At 44.7% G+C, this 23449-nt stretch carries 22 protein-coding genes; 14 read left to right on the top strand and 8 right to left on the bottom strand.

All coding sequences use genetic code 11. From position 1 onward, the window contains the following. The first annotated feature begins 17 nt into the window (after positions 1 to 17). Together AB4185_RS20095 and AB4185_RS20090 are read left to right on the top strand one after the other, a co-directional pair. Entirely contained in the window at positions 18 to 1013 is a 996-nt protein-coding gene (locus AB4185_RS20095) for an ester cyclase (protein ID WP_372135843.1), read from the top strand. After that, the gene (locus AB4185_RS20090; protein WP_372135842.1) at positions 1006 to 2739 is read left to right on the top strand and encodes a sodium:solute symporter family transporter; all 1734 of its coding nucleotides are present in this window, start codon (positions 1006 to 1008) and stop codon (positions 2737 to 2739) included. The genes AB4185_RS20095 and AB4185_RS20090 overlap by 8 nt, the downstream gene beginning before the upstream one ends. 129 nt (positions 2740 to 2868) lie before the next feature. Here AB4185_RS20090 and AB4185_RS20085 read toward each other — a convergent pair whose 3' ends face one another. The 5 genes from AB4185_RS20085 to AB4185_RS20065 form a co-directional block, all read right to left on the bottom strand. Next, positions 2869 to 3405, bottom strand: coding sequence for an RNA-binding S4 domain-containing protein (locus AB4185_RS20085; RefSeq protein WP_017064730.1), 537 nt, complete (start codon positions 3403 to 3405; stop codon positions 2869 to 2871). Between the two features lie 117 nt (positions 3406 to 3522). Then, on the bottom strand, positions 3523 to 5145 hold the full coding sequence (gene yejF, locus AB4185_RS20080) for a microcin C ABC transporter ATP-binding protein YejF (protein ID WP_372135841.1): 1623 nt from the start codon (positions 5143 to 5145) through the stop codon (positions 3523 to 3525). Positions 5146 to 5154: 9 nt separating this feature from the next. After that, the gene (locus AB4185_RS20075) at positions 5155 to 6177 is read right to left on the bottom strand and encodes an ABC transporter permease (protein WP_048608646.1); all 1023 of its coding nucleotides are present in this window, start codon (positions 6175 to 6177) and stop codon (positions 5155 to 5157) included. Positions 6178 to 6208: 31 nt separating this feature from the next. Next, positions 6209 to 7297: a microcin C ABC transporter permease YejB gene (locus AB4185_RS20070; RefSeq protein ID WP_004730359.1), complete on the bottom strand. Its 1089-nt coding sequence runs from the start codon at positions 7295 to 7297 to the stop codon at positions 6209 to 6211. Between the two features lie 12 nt (positions 7298 to 7309). Next, the gene (locus AB4185_RS20065) at positions 7310 to 9205 is read right to left on the bottom strand and encodes an extracellular solute-binding protein (protein ID WP_372135840.1); all 1896 of its coding nucleotides are present in this window, start codon (positions 9203 to 9205) and stop codon (positions 7310 to 7312) included. A gap of 412 nt (positions 9206 to 9617) precedes the next feature. Here AB4185_RS20065 and AB4185_RS20060 point away from each other — a divergent pair, with 412 nt between their 5' ends. Beyond that, positions 9618 to 10661 (top strand): endonuclease/exonuclease/phosphatase family protein, encoded by a 1044-nt coding sequence (locus AB4185_RS20060; protein WP_372135839.1) that lies wholly within the window; start codon positions 9618 to 9620, stop codon positions 10659 to 10661. A gap of 115 nt (positions 10662 to 10776) precedes the next feature. Here AB4185_RS20060 and AB4185_RS20055 read toward each other — a convergent pair whose 3' ends face one another. After that, the gene (locus AB4185_RS20055; RefSeq protein WP_240698121.1) at positions 10777 to 11289 is read right to left on the bottom strand and encodes an outer membrane beta-barrel protein; all 513 of its coding nucleotides are present in this window, start codon (positions 11287 to 11289) and stop codon (positions 10777 to 10779) included. Between the two features lie 85 nt (positions 11290 to 11374). On the opposite strand from AB4185_RS20055, the gene AB4185_RS20050 reads away from it, so the two are divergent. The 7 genes from AB4185_RS20050 (at position 11375) to AB4185_RS20020 (ending at position 18214) form a co-directional block, all read left to right on the top strand. Continuing rightward, the gene (locus tag AB4185_RS20050) at positions 11375 to 11689 is read left to right on the top strand and encodes a transcriptional regulator (RefSeq protein WP_372135838.1); all 315 of its coding nucleotides are present in this window, start codon (positions 11375 to 11377) and stop codon (positions 11687 to 11689) included. Positions 11690 to 11889: 200 nt separating this feature from the next. Beyond that, positions 11890 to 12309 (top strand): D-ribose pyranase, encoded by a 420-nt coding sequence (rbsD, locus tag AB4185_RS20045; RefSeq protein ID WP_017060853.1) that lies wholly within the window; start codon positions 11890 to 11892, stop codon positions 12307 to 12309. Positions 12310 to 12408: 99 nt separating this feature from the next. After that, positions 12409 to 13914, top strand: coding sequence for a ribose ABC transporter ATP-binding protein RbsA (gene rbsA, locus AB4185_RS20040; protein ID WP_017068491.1), 1506 nt, complete (start codon positions 12409 to 12411; stop codon positions 13912 to 13914). Further along, positions 13911 to 14897 carry a ribose ABC transporter permease gene (gene rbsC, locus AB4185_RS20035; RefSeq protein ID WP_017082395.1) on the top strand — a complete coding sequence of 329 codons (987 nt, stop codon included), beginning with the start codon at positions 13911 to 13913 and terminating at the stop codon, positions 14895 to 14897. Before rbsA ends, rbsC begins: the two co-directional genes overlap by 4 nt. 149 nt (positions 14898 to 15046) lie before the next feature. After that, positions 15047 to 15925 (top strand): ribose ABC transporter substrate-binding protein RbsB, encoded by an 879-nt coding sequence (rbsB, locus tag AB4185_RS20030; RefSeq protein ID WP_017060856.1) that lies wholly within the window; start codon positions 15047 to 15049, stop codon positions 15923 to 15925. Between the two features lie 191 nt (positions 15926 to 16116). Further along, the gene (gene rbsK / locus AB4185_RS20025; protein ID WP_017064747.1) at positions 16117 to 17061 is read left to right on the top strand and encodes a ribokinase; all 945 of its coding nucleotides are present in this window, start codon (positions 16117 to 16119) and stop codon (positions 17059 to 17061) included. 151 nt (positions 17062 to 17212) lie between these two features. After that, complete coding sequence (locus AB4185_RS20020; RefSeq protein WP_017067711.1) at positions 17213 to 18214, top strand: substrate-binding domain-containing protein; 1002 nt, start codon at positions 17213 to 17215, stop codon at positions 18212 to 18214. 84 nt (positions 18215 to 18298) lie between these two features. Here the strand turns inward: AB4185_RS20020 and AB4185_RS20015 are convergent, their stop codons facing one another. Further along, a complete protein-coding gene (locus AB4185_RS20015; RefSeq protein WP_372135837.1) occupies positions 18299 to 19090 on the bottom strand; it encodes a carbon-nitrogen hydrolase family protein in 792 nt (263 codons plus the stop codon). 167 nt (positions 19091 to 19257) lie between these two features. After that, positions 19258 to 19668: a lysozyme inhibitor LprI family protein gene (locus tag AB4185_RS20010; protein WP_372129956.1), complete on the bottom strand. Its 411-nt coding sequence runs from the start codon at positions 19666 to 19668 to the stop codon at positions 19258 to 19260. Positions 19669 to 20013: 345 nt separating this feature from the next. Here AB4185_RS20010 and AB4185_RS20005 point away from each other — a divergent pair, with 345 nt between their 5' ends. From AB4185_RS20005 to AB4185_RS19990, 4 genes are all read left to right on the top strand, one after another. Beyond that, on the top strand, positions 20014 to 21585 hold the full coding sequence (locus tag AB4185_RS20005; protein ID WP_372135836.1) for an EAL domain-containing protein: 1572 nt from the start codon (positions 20014 to 20016) through the stop codon (positions 21583 to 21585). Between the two features lie 96 nt (positions 21586 to 21681). Further along, entirely contained in the window at positions 21682 to 22080 is a 399-nt protein-coding gene (locus tag AB4185_RS20000; protein WP_102398497.1) for a hypothetical protein, read from the top strand. A gap of 788 nt (positions 22081 to 22868) precedes the next feature. After that, positions 22869 to 23117, top strand: coding sequence for a type II toxin-antitoxin system Phd/YefM family antitoxin (locus AB4185_RS19995; protein ID WP_004730320.1), 249 nt, complete (start codon positions 22869 to 22871; stop codon positions 23115 to 23117). Next, positions 23107 to 23397 (top strand): type II toxin-antitoxin system RelE/ParE family toxin, encoded by a 291-nt coding sequence (locus tag AB4185_RS19990; RefSeq protein WP_372135835.1) that lies wholly within the window; start codon positions 23107 to 23109, stop codon positions 23395 to 23397. Before AB4185_RS19995 ends, AB4185_RS19990 begins: the two co-directional genes overlap by 11 nt. The last annotated feature ends 52 nt before the right edge of the window (positions 23398 to 23449 follow it).

The following is a 23449-nucleotide window of genomic DNA, read 5'->3' as shown; positions in this document are numbered from 1 at the left end:
CTATATAAGGAAGTATTATGTTGAACAGCTTGATAGAAAATTTCTACAGAACTTATTTTAACGCTCACTCATCCGAACGGACTCAAGTAGCTCAAGAGATGCTAAATGGCGACGTTAAATGGTGTGTCGCTCATCCGATTAACGACGTCTCTGGTGTCGATGCGACTGAGCAAGCGTTTCTATTACCGCTAATAAACTCGCTATCTGATGTTGAACGACGCCCTTCAATCATTATGCAAGGTGAATACGAAGGCCGCACTTGGGTAAACTCTACCGGTTATTTTGTCGGCACATTTGCTCAGCCGTTATTTGGCATTCCAGCAACAGGAAAAACGCTCTACTTGCGCTACACCGAAATGGTTTGTATCCAAGAGGGTCAAATTGTCGAATCCTACCTAATCCCTGATTTTATTGATGCAATGAACCAAGCTGGCGTCAATCCGTTACGCAAGAGCCTAGGCCATGCTGGATTAGTCCCTGCTCCAGCAACTCAAGACGGAATACAGACCGTTAGCATCGCAGCGGAAGAGAGCGAGAAAAGTCAAAAGCTCGTGCTAGATATGTTGGCTTGCTTGGGTCGATTTGATGGTAAACGCCTTGATTCAATGGATCTAGAAAACTACTGGCATGACGATTTTATGTGGTACGGGCCTGCTGCAATTGGTACGACACGTGGAATCCAAGGTTTCCGAGACCACCATCAAGGGCCATTTGTATTTGCGTTCCCTGATCGAAGTGTCGATATCGAGCTCAATATTTTGTCCCAAAATGACTACGTATCCACAGGTGGTTGGCCACATATGCACGGTACACATACTGGCACCAGTGGCTGGTTAGGTTTAGCACCGACAGGCAAGTACATCGAGCTTCGCGTTATGGATATCTGGCGACGAGAAGGCGAACTACTCAAGGAGAACTGGGTCGCTATCGATATCGCACACATCTTAAAACAGCTTGGTTACGATCTGTTTGAGCAAATGGAAGAACAATTAAAAGGACGTGAGCATGTATGAGTTTGGAGCTTTAAACTGGACAATTCTCGGTACCTACATCGTCCTGACTTTAGTTATGGGTGCACTGGTTGGTAGACGCGTGACTTCCGCCAACCAATTTGCATTAGGCGATAGAAATATTCCATGGTGGGCCATCGGTATTTCTGTTGTGTGTACCTATGTTAGTGCGATGTCTTTCTTGGGTGGACCAGCTTGGTCTTACAAAGAAGGCTTGTCGGTGATCGCTATCCACCTAAACTACCCTTTGGTGATTTTCTTTATCGTTGCTGTGTTTATGCCATTTTTCTACAACAACGGTCTCACTTCAATTTATGAATATCAAGAACGACGCTTTGGTAAAGCCTCGCGTATCACTCTGTCTTTGATTTTCTTGATTAAACAAGCGATAAGCTCAGCAGCAGTCTTATATGCGACCTCATTAATCCTCGAGTTCATTACCGGTATCGACGTTACGTACTGCATCGTCATTGTCACTGTTATCGCGCTAATCTATACCGTCATGGGAGGAATTGCCGCCGTTATTTGGACAGATGTCATTCAAGCTGTCATTCTGTTTCTTGGGGCATTCATCATCATCGAAGCCGTTTGGAATGGCATGCCACAACCAATGACTGAAGTGATGCAAGATCTGAAGTCACAAGGCATGACCAATGCACTACAAACTAATTTAGATTTGAGCCAAGTTACCACCGTATGGGCTGGCGTTATCGCCATGACAATGTTCCACACTACGGTGTATGGCGGTAACCAAATGATGGTTCAACGCTGCATGGCGGCGAAAAGCATGGGTGATGCGAAAAAAGCGATGCTAATGATGGGTTACGTTGCGTTCTTCATCTACTTCGTATTCATTCTATTAGGCGTGTTATTTAACGCTTACTACGATGGTAAAGAGTTTGAGAATGGCAACACCATTATCCTGCACTATGCCAGCGAATATGGTATGCCGGGGCTGATGGGAATCATCGCCGCAGCTATTCTTGCAGCAAGTATGTCGAGCCTAGACTCCGCTTTTAACTCTATGGCTACCGTCTCTGTTACTGACTTCTATAAACGCTTTTACAAGAAAAACGAGTCAGAGGAACATTACCTCAAAGTATCGCGTTTCTTTACGGTTATGTGGGCGCTATGTATCATCATCCCAGCCTTCATGTTTGCAACCAGTACAGGCTCAGTTTTAGAAATATTAAGTAAAGCGGGTTCCTATTTTGTAGGTGCAAACTTCTGTATGTTCGTGCTTGGTTTCTACTCCAAACATATTACAGAAAAGGGACTATTAATTGGTGTCGCAGCAAGCTTCTTGGCGATTTGGTATGTTGCGGTTGCGACTGATATTGCTTGGCCTTGGTACTGTGTCATCGGTGTTTTCGTCAATGCGATTGTCGCCTACGCTGCAAGCTTACTGCTAACTGGCAAACAAACAGAAATGCACCTTTATACAGTCAAAGGTCAGCAAGCAGAATATGCACGCTTGAATAAACCGATCAAAGAAGATGGTTGGTATGTTGTCCCGGGTAAAGTCGATGCACCTTGTTGGGGACTACTCGTCATGTTTGTATTCTCGCTCGTTCTACTTTGGGGAATTAACGAGTTCATTGAGAACGCACCAATGTTGATTAACTTTATTCGAGTCTGCTCGGTTATTGTTGCGGCAAGTATCATTGGTTATATGATTTACTCATTCAAGCGATCTAAGACGTCAAATGAAGTAGAACAAACCAGCTAGAGTTATCCTCAAATTAAACTGGCTACAACAAAAAAGGCTCACTATCACAGTGAGCCTTTTGATGTCTATTCAACGTAAACCAAGACCTAACGTTGCTTCAATCTTAAAAATGGTCTTAAAAGAACATCGTTAGAAGAATTCGATAGAATTACGGCCGCTTTTGTCATCACGTGTTGGCTTTGGCGTATCCGCTTTCTTTTTCGGTTTCTTCTCTTTTTTCTCTTTCTTTGGTTCAGCCTTTGCGCTTAGCATTTCTGCTTTGCTTTTCTTAGATTCCTTCTTCTTAGAATCCTTTTTAGACTGACCTTTCTTCGCCTTGTTCTCTTTTTTAGGCGTTTCTTTCTTTTTCGGCTTTTCTGATTCTTCTTGTACTGGCTGATCACACACCACTACATAGTATTCTTGGTTGAATTCAAAGAAGTCGCCATCGTACATTTTACGACGCTTACGGGTTTCTAGCTCACCATTTACCGCTACGTAGCCTTCAGAGATGATGTGCTTAGCTTCACCGCCACCACTCACTAGGTTAGCAATTTTAAACACTTTGTAGAGCTCGATTGGCTGTGATGAAACATCAATACCAATTGCTTCAATTTCAATCTCTTCGCCTTCTTCGCCCAGCTCTTGGCCTTCGTAATCAGCGTCTTCGTAATGTTCTTGGTCCATGGTGACCTCTACCTAAATATGTACTTCTGAAATATTGGGCGCAGTGTAATCTTAAAACAACGAAATGACCATGTTGAATTCAACCAGAGCCCATTTGTTTTAAACAAACCCTCTGCGTTATAAAACACCACCAACGTTCGAGAGATTCACCAACTGCTTGGTATATTCATGCTGCGGATTACCAAACAAAGTCTCAGTGTCGCCCTTCTCTATTACCTCGCCAGCTTTCATGACGATGGTGTAATGACACAAGGATTTCACGACATTCAGATCATGACTGATAAACAAATAGGTCAGGCCATACTTTTCTTGAAGTGACTTCAGCAAATCCAATACTTGAGCTTGAACGGTTCTGTCCAATGACGATGTTGGTTCATCGAGCAGGATAAACTCTGGCTTTAAAATCAAAGCACGAGCAATCGCAATACGCTGCCTTTGACCGCCAGAAAACTCATTTGGGTAACGGTGACGCGTTTCAGGATCGAGGTCAACCTCTTTCATTACGTCACAGATGCGTTGGTCGAGTTCGTGCTCATCCAATTGTTGATGCACTAACAAACCTTCGCCAATCACCTGAGCGACCGACATTCTCGGGTTTAGCGCAGAAAACGGGTCTTGAAAGACTACTTGCATACGGCTTCTAAACGGAAGCATCTGTTTTCGATCTAAACCTTGAAGCTGTTCACTCGAGTAGGTGATTGACCCTTCACTATCTACCAGCTTAAGTATCGCCATACCGGTCGTCGATTTACCAGAACCACTTTCGCCAACCAAACCGATTGAGTGCCCTTTCTTCAAAGTGAACTCCATGTCGGTCACAGCTTTAACATGAGAAATGGTGCGCTTGAATAAACCGCCCGTGATCGGGAACCAAACACGAAGTTGATTTACATCGAGTAGCGGTTTGCTTTCGGGTGACACAGGAACGGGCAAACCTTTCGGATCAGAGTTAATAAGTTTTTGAGTGTAAGGGTGAGCAGGCGCGTTAAACAGGGTATGACAGTCGTTACTTTCGACCAAGCGACCATCTTTCATTACTGCTACTCTGTCGGCAATCTTACGAACGATACTCAAGTCATGAGTAATGAAAAGCATTGCCATACCCAGCTCTTGCTGCAGGTCTTTTAGAAGGTCGAGGATCTGCGCTTGCACTGATACATCCAAAGCCGTTGTCGGCTCATCAGCAATAAGCAGCTCTGGTTCATTGATCAGTGCCATCGCGATCATCACGCGCTGGCGTTCTCCACCAGATAGCTCGTGCGGATAGGCTGAAATCTTTTGCTCAGGATAGCGAATGCCAACCTTTGAAAGCCACTCTATCGCCAAGGCTTGTGCTTTGTTGGTTCGCATACCACGATGAATTGCTAAGGTTTCAACAAGCTGTTTTCCAATTCGATGAAGCGGATTTAGGGAAACCATAGGCTCTTGGAAGATCATTCCAATACGACCACCACGAATCCCACGTAGCTGTCTTTCAGAACAACTCAGAATATCGGTGCCAGAGAAATTGATCTTACCGTTTAAGTAATGTGACGAGCCTTTAGGCAGCAGTTTCAATACTGAATTAGCGGTAACCGATTTGCCTGAACCACTCTCTCCTACCAGAGCAAGTGTCTCACCTTTGTATATCTCCAACGAGACATCATGAGTCACTTGTTCTATCGAATCTTTTCGCCCGAAACCGACCGACAATTTGTCGATGGTCAAAACTGGAGAAGCAGGCGTTGTATTTGAAGTCATAACCTATCCTTACTTCTGTTGATGCGGGTCGAAAGCATCACGCACCGCTTCACCAACGAAGACCAGTAACGTAAGCATCAGTGAAAGCACGACGAAGGCAGAAATGCCAAGCCAAGGCGCTTGTAAGTTAGCTTTACCTTGCGCCAACAACTCGCCTAACGAAGGCGAACCCGCAGGAAGACCAAAGCCTAAGAAATCCAATGAGGTTAACGTAGTGACCGAGCCTGAAAGGATGAACGGCATCATGGTTAACGAAGCCACCATCGCGTTGGGAAGCATGTGACGAAGCATAATGCGTTTGTCATCAACGCCCATGGCTTGCGCGGCACGCACATAATCAAAGTTTCGGCAGCGTAAGAATTCAGCTCGAACAATCCCAACCAAGCTCATCCAACTGAAGAGCACCATTATTCCGAGCAGCCACCAGAAGTTAGGCTCGATAAAACTCGATAGAATAATCAGCAAGAACAGAGTCGGCATCCCTGACCAGACTTCAATGAACCGCTGACCAAACAGATCCACCCAACCACCGTAGTAACCTTGTGTCGCCCCAACAACCACACCAATCACGCTCGATACAATCGTCAGAATGAAACCAAACAGAACGGAGATACGGAACCCATAAATGATGCGAGCTAATACATCTCGCCCTTTATCATCGGTTCCTAGCCAGTTCACTGAATCAGGCTCCGACGGCACCGCGCCTGAAATATCGAAGTTTATCGTGTCGTAGCTAAACGGAATTATTGGCCACACGATGTAACCGCTGTCTTCAATCAGTTCGATAACATAAGGGTCTTTGTAATCCGCTTCGGTTTCAAACTCGCCGCCAAATTCGGTCTCTGCATACTCATTAATGACAGGCACAAACCACTGATTATCATAAGAAACTAAAAGTGGTTTATCGTTGGCGATGATCTCAGCGAACAGGCTCAGTCCAAACAGAATGGTAAATATCCAAAGGGAGATAAAACCACGCTTATTTGCTTTAAAGCGTAACCAACGAGCTTCAGCTAAAGGGTTGTTAAACATTTATTATCAATACCTTGTTATTCGTTCGCCATTAACGCGCTTCAAAATCAATTCGAGGATCAACCCAGGTATACGTCAGGTCGGAGATAATGCTCAGCACCAAGCCAAGCAAGGTCATGATATAGAGAGAGCTGAACACCACGGGATAGTCACGTTGAATGGTTGATTCAAAGCCAAGCAGACCAATTCCTTCGAGTGAAAACATCACTTCAATCAACATAGAACCCGTGAAGAAAATACTAATAAATGCGCTTGGGAAACCCGCAATAATGATCAGCATGGCGTTACGGAAAACGTGCTTATAAAGAATACTGCTCTCGTCCAAGCCTTTCGCTCTCGCAGTCACTACATATTGCTTATTGATTTCATCAAGGAAGGAGTTTTTGGTCAGCATGCTGAGCGTGGCGAATCCACCGATAACCATGGCGAAAATGGGCAACGCCAAGTGCCAGAAGTAGTCGCCAATTTGCTGATACCAGTTGAGCTGGTCGAAGTTACTCGACACAAGCCCTCGCAATGGGAACCAACTGAAGTAGTTACCGCTTGCAAACAAGATAATCAGAATAATCGCAAACAAGAAGCCCGGCACCGCGTAGCCGACAATCACCACCGCGCTCGACCAAATATCAAAGCGAGAGCCGTGATGTATCGCCTTCATAATGCCTAAGGGTATCGAAATCACATAGATGATTAACGTACTCCACAACCCTAAGGAAATGGAGACAGGTAAACGCTCGATGATTAAATCAATCACGTTACCACCCTTAAACAGGCTTTCACCAAAGTTAAAGGTCGCGTAGTTTTTCAACATATCGAAGTAGCGAACGTGAATCGGTTTATCAAACCCAAACTGCTTTTTGATCTCTTCAACCACTTCAGGATCAAGCCCGCGTGAGCCTTTATAGCCACTGGCAGACGCTTGATCACTTTCACTTAAATCAACTTCTTGTCCACCACCAGAAAAACGCTCCATAATGCCAGAGTTATGCCCTTCTAATTGAGCAACAGCTTGCTCTACCGGGCCTCCAGGCGCTATCTGGATGATGAAAAAGTTGATGGTGATGATCGCCCACAGCGTGGGGATCACCAACAATAAACGTCGAAATATATACGCGGCCATGCTAACTAACTCCTAGCGACGTTTTTCAGGAAGCAAAGCCGCCTTCTCTTCTGAAATCCACCATGTATCGATACCTAAATCGTATTTAGGCAATACATCTGGACGCTCAAACTTGTCCCACATTGCTACGCGATACTCGCCAACGTGCCATTGCGGGATGTTGTAGAAATTCCACTGCAATACTCGGTCTAGTGAACGACCTAGTGTAAGAAGCTTTTCAGGGTGCTGTTGGTTACGCGCAATTTCTTCTGTTAACGCGTCAACCACTGGATCGATAACACCTGCAGTATTGTAAGTAGAATCAATGTAGTTAGAGTTCCAAACGATCATTAAGTTCGGGCTAGGATAAGGGTTTGCGGAAAATGACGACGAAACCATGTCGAAATCACGATCACGCAAGCGCTTGATGTATTGAGTGGTATCGATGGTACGGATCTTCATCTCAATACCCATGCGCTTAAGGTTCTTTTGAACCGGCGTTGCGATACGTTCCGTGGTTGGGCTGTAAATCAACAACTCAAATGACATCGGCTTGCCAGTCTTTTCGTTGGTCATGACTTTGTCTTTCAGCACCCAACCCGCTTCTTTCAACAATTTGAAAGCGGTACGCATTTGGCTACGAATACGACCGCTACCATCGGTGACGGGTGGTTGGAATTCTTCGGTGAAAACTCGCGGTGGAATCTGATCTTTGTATTGAGACAACAACTCGACTTCAGCTTCGCTTGGTAAGCCTTTCGCTTCGTAGTCGGTATTTTGGAAGTAGCTACGAGTACGCTTGTACTGACCATAGAACATGTTCTTGTTCATCCACTCAAAGTCCATCGCGTAGGTTAACGCTTCACGCACTTTAGGATCAGAGAACACAGGAGATTGGATATTAAAGACGAAACCTTGAGTCGTTTCAGGCTTCTCGTGGTTAATCTCTTCTTTAATGATGTAGCCTTTATCGAAGTTCGCGCCCGTATAAGAGTTGGCCCAGAACTTAGCCGAGTTCTCGGTTCGAAGATCGAACTCCCCAGCTTTAAAGGCTTCCAACATTACCGTGTCGTCACGGTAGTAATCGTATTGCACTTGCTTGAAGTTATTACGACCAACGTTAACCGGTAGGTCAGCTGCCCAGTAGTTTTCATCTAGACCATAGGTAACACTTTGGCCTGATTTATAACTGATGATCTTATAAGGACCACTACCGACTGGTGGCTCGCTTAGAGGTTCAGACAGCTTTCTGTCTTTCCAGAAATGTTTCGGTAATACACGAGTGCTTTGCGCAAAGCTGAACAGTTTTTCGCGGTTTGGAATGTTCATTTCAATACGAACAACCAAATCAGAGACCGCTTTTACTGACTTAATATCTTTGTAATACACACGATACTGAGGCACGCCCTCGGTTGAGAACTTGTCAAAGGTGAAGGCAACATCATGCGCAGTGATAGGCTCGCCATCTTGGAATTTAGCATTTGGGTTGATGTCGATTTCCATCCAAGTGAAATCACTGGCGTAGCGAACCTTTGAAGCAATCAATGGATAGTACGCATCAATCTCGTCACTCGGAGAAAACATCAAGGTATCGTAAATCTCTCCGGTATAACTTGCAGCAACGCCGCGGGAACCGAATCGATTAAAGCTATCGTACGTACCTATGCTGCCATAGGTCACTTTGCCCTGCTTTGGCGCATCAGGATTAACGTAATCGAAGTGAGTGAAATCGGCTGGATATTTTGCTTCACCAAAACCAACCAGTTGTGTGGTTTCAATAACGGTGACAGCAGGAGTTGATTGGGTTTCAGAAGCGTAAGTAACGGAGGGTTGTAAAGCAATAAGCGGCAACATGATTGCACATGACTTCAAATTAAACCTGAAAAACTGAGTGCGTTGCGAGGCTTTGCGTCGAAAAACTGTTCCCATTTGACTCTCCCTTCAAATGTCATGAATTCTATATTCAAGTTGATTTATCGGCTTTGAATGCATGCCGTTAAATCAAGTATAGGTTCAAAACTAACATCATGTAATAACTAATAAAACCATCAGCACTCTATCTCTGACGGTTTATTTACAAATTACTCGTCACCACTCGAAGTTATTGGATGCAGTGAGCTTTGATTGCTTTGGTTCCTTTGATTGAGTTGATTAGCTTGGTGGCGTTGGAAAGCACGGGGGAAGGCAGAAGCACTAAGATTGCTCTAGCCTGAATGACACAAGCCTCAACGGCTAAGATTCCTTTGGTTGGCTTCTAAAGTGAAATTTAGGCTCTAAATAATCAACAAACTATACTTTTACTGGAGTATCCTTGCAGCCTAGGTCTAAATGGAATGACACTTTGAACAAACCAAACCAAATAACATTCGCAACGTTCAACCTTCTGAACTATCTCGAGCCACCGAATGCTTATTATGATTTTGAGAACATCTACAGCTTCGAAGAATGGCAGAAGAAGCAACATTGGATGGCTGAAGCGATTCGTTCATTAGATTGCGATGTGATTGGCTTCCAAGAGATATTTAGCCCGCAGTCTTTAGAGCAATTGATGAACGACCTAGGTTATCCATACTTTGCAGTGGTCGATAGCGCACACGTTGAAGATGATTACCTATACACCTCACCTGTCGTTGGTATTGCTTCCCGTTACCCTATTGAAAAAGTTCAGCCTGTTACGCCAGATTCGACGTTACTGACAGCATTCAACCTTGGCGACAAATTCTCATTCAACAGAACACCTGTTCACGCGACGATTACGTTACCCCATTTAGGTTCAACCGACTGTTATGTGGTGCACTTCAAATCACAACGTCCGACAGAACCAAAAGCAGAATCTGTCGATACGAACAACGCTCAGCAAGGTGCAAAACCACAAAGTGACACGCTCACTCGCTTCCACCAAGAACAACTTGGCTCTTGGCTATCGAGTGCCCAACGCGGCCTAGAAGCTCAGATGCTGCATCAATACATCACCAACCAACGCTACCAAACCGATCAACCTGTTGTGTTGATGGGTGATTTTAATAAGCCTCTATTTAATGATGAGTTTAAAGGGCTGTTGAGTTACTCAATCAACCGAGACGAAAACAGCAAGCATTGGCTATCCCACTTTCGCTTGAAAGACAGCTGGGATCTTTACCATCAGCTACATGAAGAAGATTTGCTTGAACAGCGTAAGCCAACCCATTACTACGGCGCATCTGGGTCTGTACTGGACTACATTTTGATGTCGAACGAGTTTGATTGTCAGAACTCGTCTAGTTTGATGGAGATCTCTAGCTACACAGTGTTAGACCATCACCTCACCAATCCAAGCTTTGAACACGACCAATTCAGTACGGACCATGCCATCGTGTCTGTTACCTCTCATATTCGTGAAGCCTAGAGTTAAACATAAAAAAGCCGCAGTCAAAAACTGCGGCCTTCCACTTTAGCTAAACGGGTTGAGCTAACCGACGCCCCATTTAGAAACCGATTTACCGTTTAGCAAAGTATGAAACTTAGAATGTGTACATTGCGCCTAAGTAGAAAGAATCCAGAACAACAGTATCTTCTGTCTTGTGTCCGTTTTCGTAATCTTCGATATCAAAAGCATCGGCTTCGTACGCTAAGCGAAAGCTCAACGAAGACATTGTAGGTGGCGTATATCCAACACCAACACCCATACGGATGCCATCTCCCGAATCATCAAAACCATCTCCTGAAGGGCGAGAGCCATCAGCAAGCTTCATGTCTAGATCAATAGTCGACAGACCGATAGTGCCAAATGGACGAATGCCATTATCAAACGTGTAACCGAGGTTCGCCGTTACCGAAAAGATTTGAGGTGTCCAAGTGAAAACCTTATTACCAGATTTCGTTTTCAGGGCGATATCACCAAAATCTGTGTATTGAGCTTCAACCGAAACAATGCGGTTAAATTTGTAACCAGCAATTAATCGGTAAGTATTGTCTTCGGCTTTAAAAGTAATAGGCTCACTGATCGTGTCAGTTAACCCGCCCACTTCGACCATTAGCACACTTAAATAATTACCCGCTCCAACAGCAGGCCAATTTGCTCAATCTCCACAATTTAGAATAAGACGAACAGAAAACACGATGAACCACACAATAGACTTCAACGGCTTAATCATTGATATCGACGCTCGAACGATTACCAACCAGCAAGGAAACAAAATCACTTTGCGCCCTCGCCTATTAGCAGTGCTCTGCTTGTTATTGGAAAATGTGGGAAGACCGATTTCAAGAGAGCATATTGTTGATGTGTGTTGGGACGGACAACTCTCGTCACCACATGTTCTTGCAAACGTAGTCTATAACCTACGCAATGTGTTCGCGCGATTAAGAGCATCCAACGTCCAGATCATTACCATTAGTAAGTTCGGATATGCGCTATCGATTGAAACCACGTAAAAGGATTTATGCAATCAATGGCGGTGACTAAGATCACCAAAAAACGCCCCATCGAAACGTTTCGATGATCATTATCACACTCTAAAACAATCAAACGTGCAAATGATAAATCAGACACTATTATCACTATCGAAACGTTTCGATGGCTTTTCTTGAGTTGTTCTCAACCCATCAAGCGTTATTTTTCGATAGGTCGTGATATGAAAAAAAGTACTCTAATAAACTCTGAACTCTCTTACCTAGTGGCGACTCTTGGCCACACAGATGAAATCACGATTTGTGACGCGGGCTTACCAATTCCAGACCACGTAACTCGTATTGATCTTGCTTTAACTCACGGTGTCCCAAGCTTTCAGCAAACGGTAAAAACCATGCTGGATGAATCTCAAATCGAAGGTGTTGTGATTGCAGAAGAGTTTGCGAAAGTAAGCCCAGAGCACCACGCTGCGCTGATTGATTTAATCAAGACAGAAGAAGCGCGTTGTGGTAAATCGCTTTCTATTACTTACATCACTCATGAAGAATTCAAACAGCGTACGCATGAAAGCCGCGCGGTAATTCGCACCGGTGAGTGCACACCATACGCAAATGTTATTTTCCAAGCTGGCGTAACCTTTTAGCTCAAGCAAAACGCAACGACAGCTCAGTGACATCACTGAACCAAAACAATACATAGACAGAACAATCAAATACAACTGGCCCCGAGTAAAGGAACCGACATGACTCAAGCCATTTTAGAACTTAGCTCAATTGAGAAAGCCTTCCCTGGTGTGAAAGCACTGGATAAGGCAAGCCTCAACGTTTATCCAGGACGCGTAATGGCGTTAATGGGTGAAAACGGTGCGGGTAAATCAACGCTTATGAAAGTGCTGACAGGCATCTACCACTTGGACGGCGGCACTATTGCCTACCAAGGAAAACCTGCTGCATTTAAAGGGCCACGTGATTCTCAACAAGCAGGCATTAGCATCATTCACCAAGAGCTGAATCTAATCCCTGAATTGACCATCGCCGAGAACATCTTCTTAGGTCGTGAAATCACGGGCACCATGGGTCGTATCTTGTGGAACGAGATGTACCAAGAAGCAGACAAGCTACTTAAACGCCTTAACGTGAAACACAGCTCGAAAACGCCTCTAGGTCAGTTGAGCCTTGGTGAGCAGCAAATGGTAGAGATTGCGAAAGCCCTATCGTTTGAATCTAAAGTCATCATCATGGATGAACCAACCGATGCGCTAACCGATACCGAAACTGAATCTCTGTTTAAGGTGATTAACGAATTGCGCGATGAAGGCTGTGGCATTGTTTACATCTCTCACCGTTTGAAAGAGATCTTCGAGATTTGTGATGACATCACCGTGCTGCGTGACGGTAAGTTCATTGGTCAGTGTGAAGTAAAAGACACCGACGAAGATGGCCTAATCGAAATGATGGTTGGTCGTAAGCTAGAGGAACAATATCCACGTATCGGCCAGAGCCACGGTGAAACTTGTCTTGAAGTGATTGGCCTGACGGGTTCTGGTGTTCACGATGTTAGCTTTACGCTAAAACGCGGTGAAATCCTGGGTGTATCTGGCCTAATGGGCGCAGGTCGTACCGAACTGATGAAAGTGATTTACGGTGCCCTTCCAAGTGAACGCGGCGTCATCAACCTAGAAAACAAAACCATCAACCCTGTAAGCCCGAAAGACGGCTTGGCCAATGGCATTGCTTACATCTCTGAAGACCGTAAGGGCGATGGCTTAGTTCTAGGGCTTTCTGTTAAAGAAAACATGTCGTTATGTTCGCTTGACCTACTGACAAAGAGCGGTCAAATCCAACATAAAGACGAAGTGATTGCAGTAGATGACTTCATCAAGCTATTCAACATCAAAACCCCGACTCGCGAACAGATTATTGGCAACCTTTCTGGTGGTAACCAACAGAAAGTGGCTATCGCTAAGGGCTTGATGACCAAACCAAAAGTACTGATTCTCGACGAGCCAACGCGCGGTGTCGATGTCGGTGCTAAGAAAGAGATTTACCAACTCATTAATAAATTTAAAGCCGACGGCATGAGCATCATTTTAGTCTCATCTGAAATGCCAGAAGTGTTAGGAATGAGTGACCGCATCATGGTGATGCATGAAGGCCGTGTAAGCGGTGAATTTGATGCTAAAGAAGCAAACCAAGAATTATTACTGGCGTGTGCGGTCGGTAAAAAGATCAACGAGGACGCAGCATGAGTACTAAAACCATGAGCAAAACAACTGAAGCTCCAAAGAAAAAACCGTTAATCAGCAAAGAGTGGCTGATTGATCAAAAGTCATTGATTGCTTTGATCTTCCTGATTGTTGTCGTTTCTTTCTTAAACCCGAACTTCTTTACTGTCGACAACATCCTAAACATTCTGCGCCAAACCTCGGTTAACGCAATTATCGCTGTAGGTATGACGCTGGTTATCTTAACCGCGGGTATCGACTTGAGTGTGGGCTCTGTACTGGCACTTTGTGGTGCATTCGCAGCCAGCATGATTGGCATGGAAATCCCAGTGATGATCGCAGTGCCAACCGCTCTTGTAGCAGGTGCAGCATTAGGTGCAATCAGTGGCGTGATTATCGCCAAGGGTAAGGTTCAAGCCTTCATCGCAACACTTGTGACTATGACTCTATTGCGCGGCGTGACCATGGTTTACACCGACGGTCGTCCTATCTCAACTGGCTTCACAGACACAGCAGACGCATTCGCTTGGTTCGGTACAGGCTACGCAATGGGCATCCCAGTTCCAGTATGGATCATGGTCGTGGTATTCGCAGCGGTATGGTACCTACTTAACCACACTCGCTTTGGTCGCTACGTTTACGCATTGGGTGGCAACGAATCTGCAACTCGCCTATCAGGCATCGACGTAGACAAAGTAAAAATCGGCGTTTACGCAATCTGTGGTCTGTTAGCAGCGGTGGCAGGCATCATCGTGGCATCGCGTTTATCATCAGCTCAACCAACCGCAGGTATGGGTTATGAATTAGACGCCATTGCAGCCGTAGTTCTTGGCGGAACAAGCTTAGCCGGCGGTCGTGGTCGCATCATGGGCACATTGATTGGTGCTCTGATTATCGGCTTCCTAAACAACGCCCTAAACCTATTAGACGTATCCTCTTACTACCAGATGATTGCAAAAGCAGTGGTTATTCTTCTGGCGGTATTGGTCGACAACAAAAACAAATAAAACCTATTCACACTCTAGGTTAATACAAGTAACACTCTAGTTTAATAAAAGTAACAGTTTGTTTTACCTTAAAATATTAGAATCTATAAATAATGTAACAACGAGCTAGGACTCACCTCTTAGCTCCCCCTACACAAAGGACTTACACCATGAAAAAATTAGCGACTCTTATTTCTGCTGCTCTTCTTTCTACAACAGTATCTGTGTCTGCACAGGCGCAAGATACAATGGCAATCGTTCTGTCTACATTGAACAACCCATTCTTTGTAACCATGAAAGATGGCGCAGAAGCGAAAGCTGAAGAGCTAGGCTACAAGCTTATCGTTCTGGATTCTCAAAACGACCCAAGTAAAGAGCTGTCGAACATTGAAGATCTAACCATTCGTGGTGTTAAGGCAATCCTGATCAACCCAACAGATTCAGACGCCGTGTCTAACGCAATTCGCATGGCTAACCGTTCAAACATCCCAGTACTAACACTAGACCGTGGTGCAAGCCGTGGTGACGTAGTAAGCCACATCGCTTCTGATAACGTAATCGGTGGTGAAATGGCAGGTCACTTCATCATGGAAAAAGTGGGCGAAAAAGCGAAAGTAATCCAACTTGAAGGTATTGCTGGTACTTCTGCAGCTCGTGAACGTGGTGAAGGCTTCATGAATGCAGTAAACGGCAGCGACCTTGAGCTTCTTGCAAGCCAACCTGCTGATTTCGACCGTACTAAAGGTCTGAACGTAATGGAAAACTTGCTTGCTGCTAACCCAGATGTACAAGCAGTATTTGCTCAAAACGATGAAATGGCACTAGGTGCACTTCGCGCAGTTCAAGCGTCAGGTAAAGAAGTGATGATCGTTGGCTTTGATGGCACAGACGACGGCATCGCTGCTGTTAACCGCGGCCTACTAGGCGCTACAGTTGCACAACAACCTGACCTAATCGGTTCTCTAGGTATCGAAATGGCAGACAAAGTACTGAAAGGCGAAACAGTAGACGAGTACGTACCAGTACCTCTAAAAATCATCGCTAAGTAATCGTTACTAGGTAACGCGATATAAAGCAGGGAGTTCCCTATCTCCCTGCTTTGATTGGCTCGCTGACTCAAACAAAAGCAAACCCCGACAGTGCATCGCTGTTTCTCATTCCGCTCACAAAAGAGAGCGCACTTAACACCATGAGAAAGACCCATGCATTTTCAAATACGATATATCATAAGGCTCGTATCATGACTCAACTGATTGTTTTAGGTAGCGTTAACGCTGACCACGTACTGCAAGTTCCTTCGTTCCCTCGTCCGGGTGAAACCTTGATTGGCGGTAACTATCAGGTCATCCCTGGCGGTAAAGGCGCAAACCAAGCAGTCGCTGCTGCGCGATTAAACGCAGATATCGGCTTCATCGCCTGTGTCGGTGACGACCCATTCGGCATCAACATTCGTCAAGACTTCGCTAAAGACGGCATCAACATCGACGGTGTTATCGTGGCAGACAACACGCCAACTGGCATCGCGATGATACAAGTATCCGCAACGGGTGAAAACAGCATCTGTCTTTCTGCAGAAGCTAATGACAAGCTGACTTGCGACCAAATCGAACCACATCTAGAGAAGATTCGCGGAGCCAAATACCTGCTAACTCAACTTGAAACGCCAATTGAAGGTATTGAGTACGCTGCGAAAGTAGCAAAAGAGAGTGGCACGCAAGTCATTCTAAACCCGGCTCCTGCTCGTCCATTATCGGATTCACTGCTTGCTTGTGTTGACGTGATTACACCGAACGAAACTGAAGCAGAAGTGCTGACAGGCATTACCGTGACGGACAACGCGTCTGCTCATCAGGCTGCGTTGGCTCTGCATGCTAAAGGCATAGAAACGGTAATGATCACGCTAGGCGCGAAAGGCGTGTGGGTGAGTCATCGCGGTCAAGGCAATGAAGCCAGCGAAGGTGAATTAATCGCAGGTTTCCGCGTTGAAGCTACGGACACAACTGCCGCAGGTGACACCTTTAACGGCGCGTTGGTGACAGGCTTGCTTGAAGATATGCCACTTGAGCGTGCGATTAAATTTGCTCATGCTGCAGCTGCTATCTCTGTGACACGCTTTGGTGCTCAAACGTCGATTCCAAGCCGTGCTGAAACCGATGCGTTTTTGGCAGAGCAACTGTCTGCTTAGCTTGATACCTATTTGAAGGCTTAACTCCTAAGCTAAACCGTGGTTAACGGATGTTAGCCTTCAAATTCGGTAACAACAAATAATAAGCATAAGCCCCTGTTTTCAGGCAGAATATCGCCAACGTGGAAGGTTATTCCCACAAGGATTTTTTATGGCAACAATGAAAGACATCGCACGGCTCGCAAAGGTTTCGACTTCTACCGTGAGCCACGTGATCAACAAATCACGCTTTGTCAGTGAAGAGATTGCTGAGCGTGTTAACAGTGCGGCTAAAGAACTCAACTATGCGCCTTCTGCATTGGCTCGCAGCTTGAAAATGAAGCAAACCAAAACCTTGGGAATGCTAGTGACCACATCCACCAACCCATTCTTTGGTGAAGTGGTAAAAGGCGTTGAACGTCGTTGCTACGAAAAAGGCTACAACCTTATCTTGTGTAACACCGAAGGCGATAGCGAACGCATGAAATCCTCTATCGATACCTTGCTGCAAAAGCGTGTCGATGGCCTGATGCTGATGTGTTCTACCCTTGAAGGCGAACATATCGATGTATTCGAGCGCTACCCAGAACTGCCTGTTGTGGTCATGGACTGGGGCCCTATGTTGTTTGCGAGCGATAAGATCCAAGACAACTCGCACCAAGGTGGCTACATGGCAACTAAGCACCTGATTGATAACGGTCATTCTCAAATTGGTTGTATCACTGGCCCACTGCACCGTAATCAAGCTTCGTCTCGTTATCAAGGCTTCAAGCAAGCAATGGAAGAAGCCAATTTAGAGATCAACCCTAAGTGGATTGTTGAATCCAACTTTGAATGTGACGGTGGTTTTGACTCTTATCAGACATTGAAAACTCGTGGCGAAATGCCGTCTGCCTTGTTCGTCAGTAACGATATGATGGCGATGGGCGTGATTCACGCTGCGGCGCAAGATGGCACATCGATTCCGAATGATCTGTCTATCATTGGCTACGATGACATCCACCTGTCGAAGTACATGACACCCGCGTTAAGCACTGTCCACCAGCCAAAACATCGTTTAGGTAAAACCGCAGTGGATACGCTTTTGAGCAGATTACAAACTCCAGATGCTTATCCGCAAGTCGTTGAACTTGAACCTACTCTTGTTGAACGAAGCAGCGTAAAAGCCATTTAAAGCGCCTTCTTAGAGATCTAAACAACAAAGGGCAAGGTTAAAAAACCTTGCCCTTTTCGCTCCTAATGCACTTCACTTATCTTCTTAGCGATTCAACACAGATGCGATTTGCTGTATTTCGTCTAACACATCGACGCCATTGTATTGCGGCGCAATCGAGGGATCTTGAATACTCACGGTTTCTACCGATTGCTTGTCGTTAAGTTTAGTCACTAACTCCCCTTTGGGTGAGTAGGCTCGGCTTCCACCACAATAAGTCGCGGTAAACGCATTAACCACATCTTGCTCGACGCGATTACAAGTAACCATGTGACACCCTTCCTCCAAGGCTCTCGCTTGAGCAATGGCAAAACTATGATGCCCACCGAAGTTGGCAGGGTGAAGAATAACGTCGACCGACTGATACCCTCTCATGATCTCCGGAAACCAAATATCAAAGCAAATCGCGACACCAAACTTTAAGCCTTTGTGCTCAAACGAGAGGCGTTCCTCCCCTCTCGAGAAATACTGCTTATCGAATTTGGTTTGACTGATTTTTCTATATTTGTGTCGTAAACCGGAAGCATCCACAACCACGACGCTGTTGTAATATTGGCCGCTATCTTTCTCGGCAATACCAGCAACAATCAAGGTGTGATGCTTCGCTGCAAGCTGCGTTAATGAATCAATAGTACTGCTGTCGGCGAAGTCTTCAGCCAATTCATGAATTTCTTCAGCCTCGTTAAAAATATACCCAGTCGTGAACAGTTCAGGCAGTAAAGTAATATCACCGACTAACGGCTCCGCTTGCAAAAGATCAGAGACCGAATCTATATTCTTTTGTTTGTTTTTGTATTCAACTTCAAGCTGAATAAGCGTGATACTGACATTATTCAAAATCGATTCCTTACTAGGTAATACTTAAAGCTGTAATGCTTCAAGCTGGAGACTAAGAACTAAGAACGACAGAGTAGGCCAATCCCCTATCGCTTTCTTATTCGCCCGCCAAAGGTTGAAGCAGGTGCACAGTCCTGTACGTATTTTAAACCTGCCTACGGCGCTAATTAAGGCTCTGGTAAAACGGGAGGCGTGCTGTCCATATAGGTTAAGAAATTCACCCACACCTCATGCGTGCGCTGCTTGGTTAACGTCATCTTGCAGGAAAGCGCCATAACCCCTCGAATAGAACCTTCACGCCATTGGGTGTACACAGAATCACAATGTGCTGTCATGTACGCCTGCCAGCTCTCCTGAGCCTTCTTAATTGACGCCACCAGCTCAGCATCATAAGCATTGTGCTCAAAGCTGGCTGCAAGGTATTTATCCAGTTCCGCTTGTGCAGATTCCAACTCAATTGCCGCACAGTGATTGATCTCGATGGTATTCATCGCATTCTCGCAATCAACAACACCTTCGTCGGCCAACGCAGAGAATGAGAAGCACACCGCTATAAGTGCTGATATCAGTTTTGTCATAATCATCCTTTATGCTGCCACCACCAAAACGAATCGTGTCGTGACTCTATTTATTTAAACGTGGCTCAATATTTAGCTCATTCAACTCATTCAGCTAGACCAAATAACAATAAAATTTATCAGGATATAAGCATTTGTTATCCGCATGAATCATCAAAAATGACGCCTCGCCAACTCAAATAAATGAGATAACGCTCAGATTTTGCTGGTAAAACTAGAAAACATATTATTTATATCAATAATTCGTGCCTGCATTCACAATATTAATTATTTATATTGCTACGTAATCGTTAACTTTATAAATTAAATCGAATGCTCACATAAATCGGTAACGCTTCTCCAACTATGGATATCAAGTACCAAAACATTGCTAAGACTTCATTTTACTTTGCCATTTCTTTCTTTTTATCCATGGCAATGCTCATTCCTTTTACACCGCATCACTACCAAACATTAACCGAAGACACATCAAGGTTAGTTGAAACCAGGTTAGAAGGGATCCAATCAAGGTTCGACCGTTTTTTATCTGAAGTTAGACCTGAACAGTCTTGCGACGCAATCGTTAGACAGCTTCGACAAAACGTTTTTGAAGCCGATTGGGTAAAAGAAGCAGCGGTATTCAATAAACAGAACCGATTTTACTGTTCAACCACCGATGGTGACGTTTCATTTCGCCTATACAGCACCATCAGGCAGCGGCTCAATGACGACCCGAATTTAACGACCCTGTCGTATTCGAACTCGGCCATCACACAAGTTCAGTCCATTATGCTGATTTTCTCGAACAAAGAAGATGCCGGAGTGAGCCTGATGATTCCGCCACACTTCATCTATGACCTTGTTGAAACAAACCTGAGCAGCCATGGAATACAGGCCAAAGTAGAGGTGATCAAAAGAGATATCCACCCTACCGTTATTGACTCATCAATCGCCAAGGTGCGGATACAATCGAACACCTACCCATTGACCATCACCTCATACATTGGGTATCAGTTTTATCTTCGCTTCATGTTGAGCTATTTATGGTTTGGCTTTTTGATGGCCGGAATCACCACCATTATTCTCCTTTCCATCAAACATAAAAAGCAGAGCCAACGCAGCTTAGAATATTCGCTTTCAAGTGCGCTAAAAAACCAGCACCTTCATGTTCACATGCAGCCTATCGTTAACCAAAACACTAACGAGATTGTCGGTTGTGAGTCACTATTACGATGGAACGACCCTATTGAAGGTAACGTCTCCCCGGCTATTTTCATTCCGCTTGCTGAAAGCTTAGGCTTAATTGAGGAGCTCACCTACTTCGTGCTACGCAAAGTATTAATGACGTTGAAAAGCAATCAAGACGTGTTCGACTCGAAGTACATCAGCGTCAACATCAGCCGCAACGTTGTGTCCAACAGTAACTTCTCTAACAAGGTGATCAGCATCTTTAAAAGACACCCTGAGATTCTCAAACAGGTAGTTTTTGAAGTAACCGAAGATGGTGAATGTTCTGATGCCGACATGGTCAAAATTAGAGACAACCTAACCAAACTATCGAACATGGGCGTCAGAGTCGCGATTGATGATTTTGGTACAGGCTACGCAGGGTTAGATTTCGTAAGACAGTTCCCGTTCAGCATTCTCAAAATCGATCGCGTGTTTGTGAAAAACATATCCGACGAATCCAGCTTTGGTCTCCCTTTGCTAGAGTCCATGCTTCAACTATCACGCTCCTTAGGCATGCAAGTCATCGTCGAAGGTGTCGAGTATGAATCCCAAGTGAAAATCTTATCTAAGCTCGGTGTCGACTATATCCAAGGCTTCTATTTTTATAAGCCGATGCCGATAAACCTGACTGTCAGCTTACTCAGGCAGCAGCATTTTGAGTCCGATAACGTTGAGGAACAAACCAACCAGACATTTCCTGTTACATAAGCCACTGAAAAACTGCGAAAGAAAACGCGAAGGCTATGGGTCTCCTTTGATGAACATTTAAATCATCGCATCATTGAATGCATCACAAGGGATATCATGGAAAAGACACTTCAAACCAAACTGGCGACTAGCCTACTACTGCTGAGAATCGGCATTTTTATCGTCTTCTTATTCTGGGGCTTGGATAAGATCCTTGTCCCTGAGCACGCGACAAAAGTACTGTCTGGCTTTTACGGCATCGACATCTCGAACAATGCGATGATGGCTCTGGGTGTCGCGCAGCTCGGATTTTTAGGCGCATTCGTTGTAGGCATGTGGAAAAAGTACACCTACGGAGCCATTTTAGTCCTTCATGCAGGCTCAACTTTCGCCTCTTTTGGAAAATACATGGACCCGTTCAATAACCTTCTATTCTTCGCCTCTTGGCCAATGCTCGCAGCCTGTATCGCAATCTTCTTACTTCGCAATTACGACACTTACAGCGTGTCCAACTAATACAAAGGGCGCCGTTATTGGCGCCCTGTTTGGTTGGGTTGATTCTTATCAACCTAAAATACTCTGTTAGCTGTATGACCCTATTTTACATTTCTATAAGTTACTAGAAACCCTGTCAAACCTATTGAGAGAGCAGCAATACATACTCCCCTCAGTATTGCATCATTGAGATAAGCTGAGTAGAAAAGCATTGCAATAAATGCACTACATGACACCAAAAAAGGTGCAATTGAACGATGGGTAAAACGTGAAGTATCAACCACACTATAACGATCTAGAACCAAATCCAAGAGCAAGAGCATGTGCATAACAAACAAAACATTTAGTACTGGAAGTACCCAGTAAAACCAACTATCTACAGGAAAGCTAAATAGTTGAACAAAGGTAAGGTGAGCCAATATAAAAAACAAAATACTTTTCCAACCATTCGAACTACTTTGTACTCTAATGCGGTATGTTCGTCGGGCGACAGAAGCAAGTGGCTTGACTGAAGAAACCCAAATAGCCAACCAAACTATAAGTAATACCATGGTTCAAGAGCCTCTAAATTAAGGTTTACGCAGCTATTTTGAATTAGATATCTAGAACTATTATCCCAAGATATCGACACTTTACGCCTTGCTAAGGTGTCAGCAAACCAATACCTTAGCCTCCGCATAATACCTTAAACACATAAACCAACGCATAGTAAAAATGCCACGTGTTGCGAATCACTCTTAAGCAACTTGTTATACCGCTTGATTGAAGCTAAAATGACCAAAATAAAGACCACTTAAGAGACCTATTAAATGACCACTAGAATTTTAGCCGATGTTGCTGCAAGCATTACTGAGTTGAAAGCTAACCCTATGAAAGTTGCAACTAGTGCTTACGGTGAACCTGTTGCTGTACTGAACCGAAATGAGCCAGCATTTTATTGCGTACCAGCCGAAGCGTACGAAATGATGATGGACAGACTCGAAGATCTTGAACTACTAACTATTGCGAAAGAGCGTGAATCTGAAGAGAGTATTTCGGTAAATATTGATGACCTATAAACTCGACTTTAAAAAGAGTGCACTCAAAGAGTGGAAAAAGCTTGGCTCAACGCTTCAACAACAATTTAAGAAAAAGCTAATCGAGCGTTTAGATAACCCGCATGTTCCGGCTTCAAAACTCTCTGGATCTGACAACATGTATAAGATTAAGCTGCGCCAATCGGGCTACCGTCTCGTCTACAAAGTTGAAGACGATGTCATCATTGTAACCGTCTTAGCAGTCGGAAAACGCGAACGTAGCGATGTTTACCGTAACGCTATGAAAAGGTTAGATGATTGATTGCGGTATCAACGAATGACATGGATTCCCCCTACCGAGGATCTGCCACACT

This window comes from Vibrio sp. 10N.286.48.F5 (assembly GCF_041469785.1).
Classification (GTDB): Bacteria; Pseudomonadota; Gammaproteobacteria; order Enterobacterales; family Vibrionaceae; genus Vibrio; species Vibrio crassostreae_C.
This window is presented reverse-complemented; position numbering and strand designations above follow the sequence as displayed.

What these genes read in the sequence shown, in the direction of transcription:
- AB4185_RS20050 (WP_372135838.1), top strand. Translation starts at nt 11,375, where the DNA reads ATGAACCACACAATAGACTTCAACGGCTTAATCATTGATATCGACGCT.
- AB4185_RS20085 (WP_017064730.1), bottom strand. Translation starts at nt 3,405, where the DNA reads ATGGACCAAGAACATTACGAAGACGCTGATTACGAAGGCCAAGAGCTG.
- AB4185_RS20075 (WP_048608646.1), bottom strand. Translation starts at nt 6,177, where the DNA reads ATGTTTAACAACCCTTTAGCTGAAGCTCGTTGGTTACGCTTTAAAGCA.
- rbsK (WP_017064747.1), top strand. Translation starts at nt 16,117, where the DNA reads ATGACTCAACTGATTGTTTTAGGTAGCGTTAACGCTGACCACGTACTG.
- AB4185_RS20000 (WP_102398497.1), top strand. Translation starts at nt 21,682, where the DNA reads ATGGAAAAGACACTTCAAACCAAACTGGCGACTAGCCTACTACTGCTG.
- AB4185_RS20005 (WP_372135836.1), top strand. Translation starts at nt 20,014, where the DNA reads ATGGATATCAAGTACCAAAACATTGCTAAGACTTCATTTTACTTTGCC.
- AB4185_RS20010 (WP_372129956.1), bottom strand. Translation starts at nt 19,668, where the DNA reads ATGACAAAACTGATATCAGCACTTATAGCGGTGTGCTTCTCATTCTCT.
- AB4185_RS19995 (WP_004730320.1), top strand. Translation starts at nt 22,869, where the DNA reads ATGACCACTAGAATTTTAGCCGATGTTGCTGCAAGCATTACTGAGTTG.
- AB4185_RS20095 (WP_372135843.1), top strand. Translation starts at nt 18, where the DNA reads ATGTTGAACAGCTTGATAGAAAATTTCTACAGAACTTATTTTAACGCT.
- yejF (WP_372135841.1), bottom strand. Translation starts at nt 5,145, where the DNA reads ATGACTTCAAATACAACGCCTGCTTCTCCAGTTTTGACCATCGACAAA.
- AB4185_RS20020 (WP_017067711.1), top strand. Translation starts at nt 17,213, where the DNA reads ATGGCAACAATGAAAGACATCGCACGGCTCGCAAAGGTTTCGACTTCT.
- AB4185_RS20090 (WP_372135842.1), top strand. Translation starts at nt 1,006, where the DNA reads ATGTATGAGTTTGGAGCTTTAAACTGGACAATTCTCGGTACCTACATC.
- AB4185_RS20065 (WP_372135840.1), bottom strand. Translation starts at nt 9,205, where the DNA reads ATGGGAACAGTTTTTCGACGCAAAGCCTCGCAACGCACTCAGTTTTTC.
- AB4185_RS20070 (WP_004730359.1), bottom strand. Translation starts at nt 7,297, where the DNA reads ATGGCCGCGTATATATTTCGACGTTTATTGTTGGTGATCCCCACGCTG.
- rbsD (WP_017060853.1), top strand. Translation starts at nt 11,890, where the DNA reads ATGAAAAAAAGTACTCTAATAAACTCTGAACTCTCTTACCTAGTGGCG.
- rbsB (WP_017060856.1), top strand. Translation starts at nt 15,047, where the DNA reads ATGAAAAAATTAGCGACTCTTATTTCTGCTGCTCTTCTTTCTACAACA.
- rbsC (WP_017082395.1), top strand. Translation starts at nt 13,911, where the DNA reads ATGAGTACTAAAACCATGAGCAAAACAACTGAAGCTCCAAAGAAAAAA.
- rbsA (WP_017068491.1), top strand. Translation starts at nt 12,409, where the DNA reads ATGACTCAAGCCATTTTAGAACTTAGCTCAATTGAGAAAGCCTTCCCT.
- AB4185_RS20055 (WP_240698121.1), bottom strand. Translation starts at nt 11,289, where the DNA reads ATGGTCGAAGTGGGCGGGTTAACTGACACGATCAGTGAGCCTATTACT.
- AB4185_RS19990 (WP_372135835.1), top strand. Translation starts at nt 23,107, where the DNA reads ATGACCTATAAACTCGACTTTAAAAAGAGTGCACTCAAAGAGTGGAAA.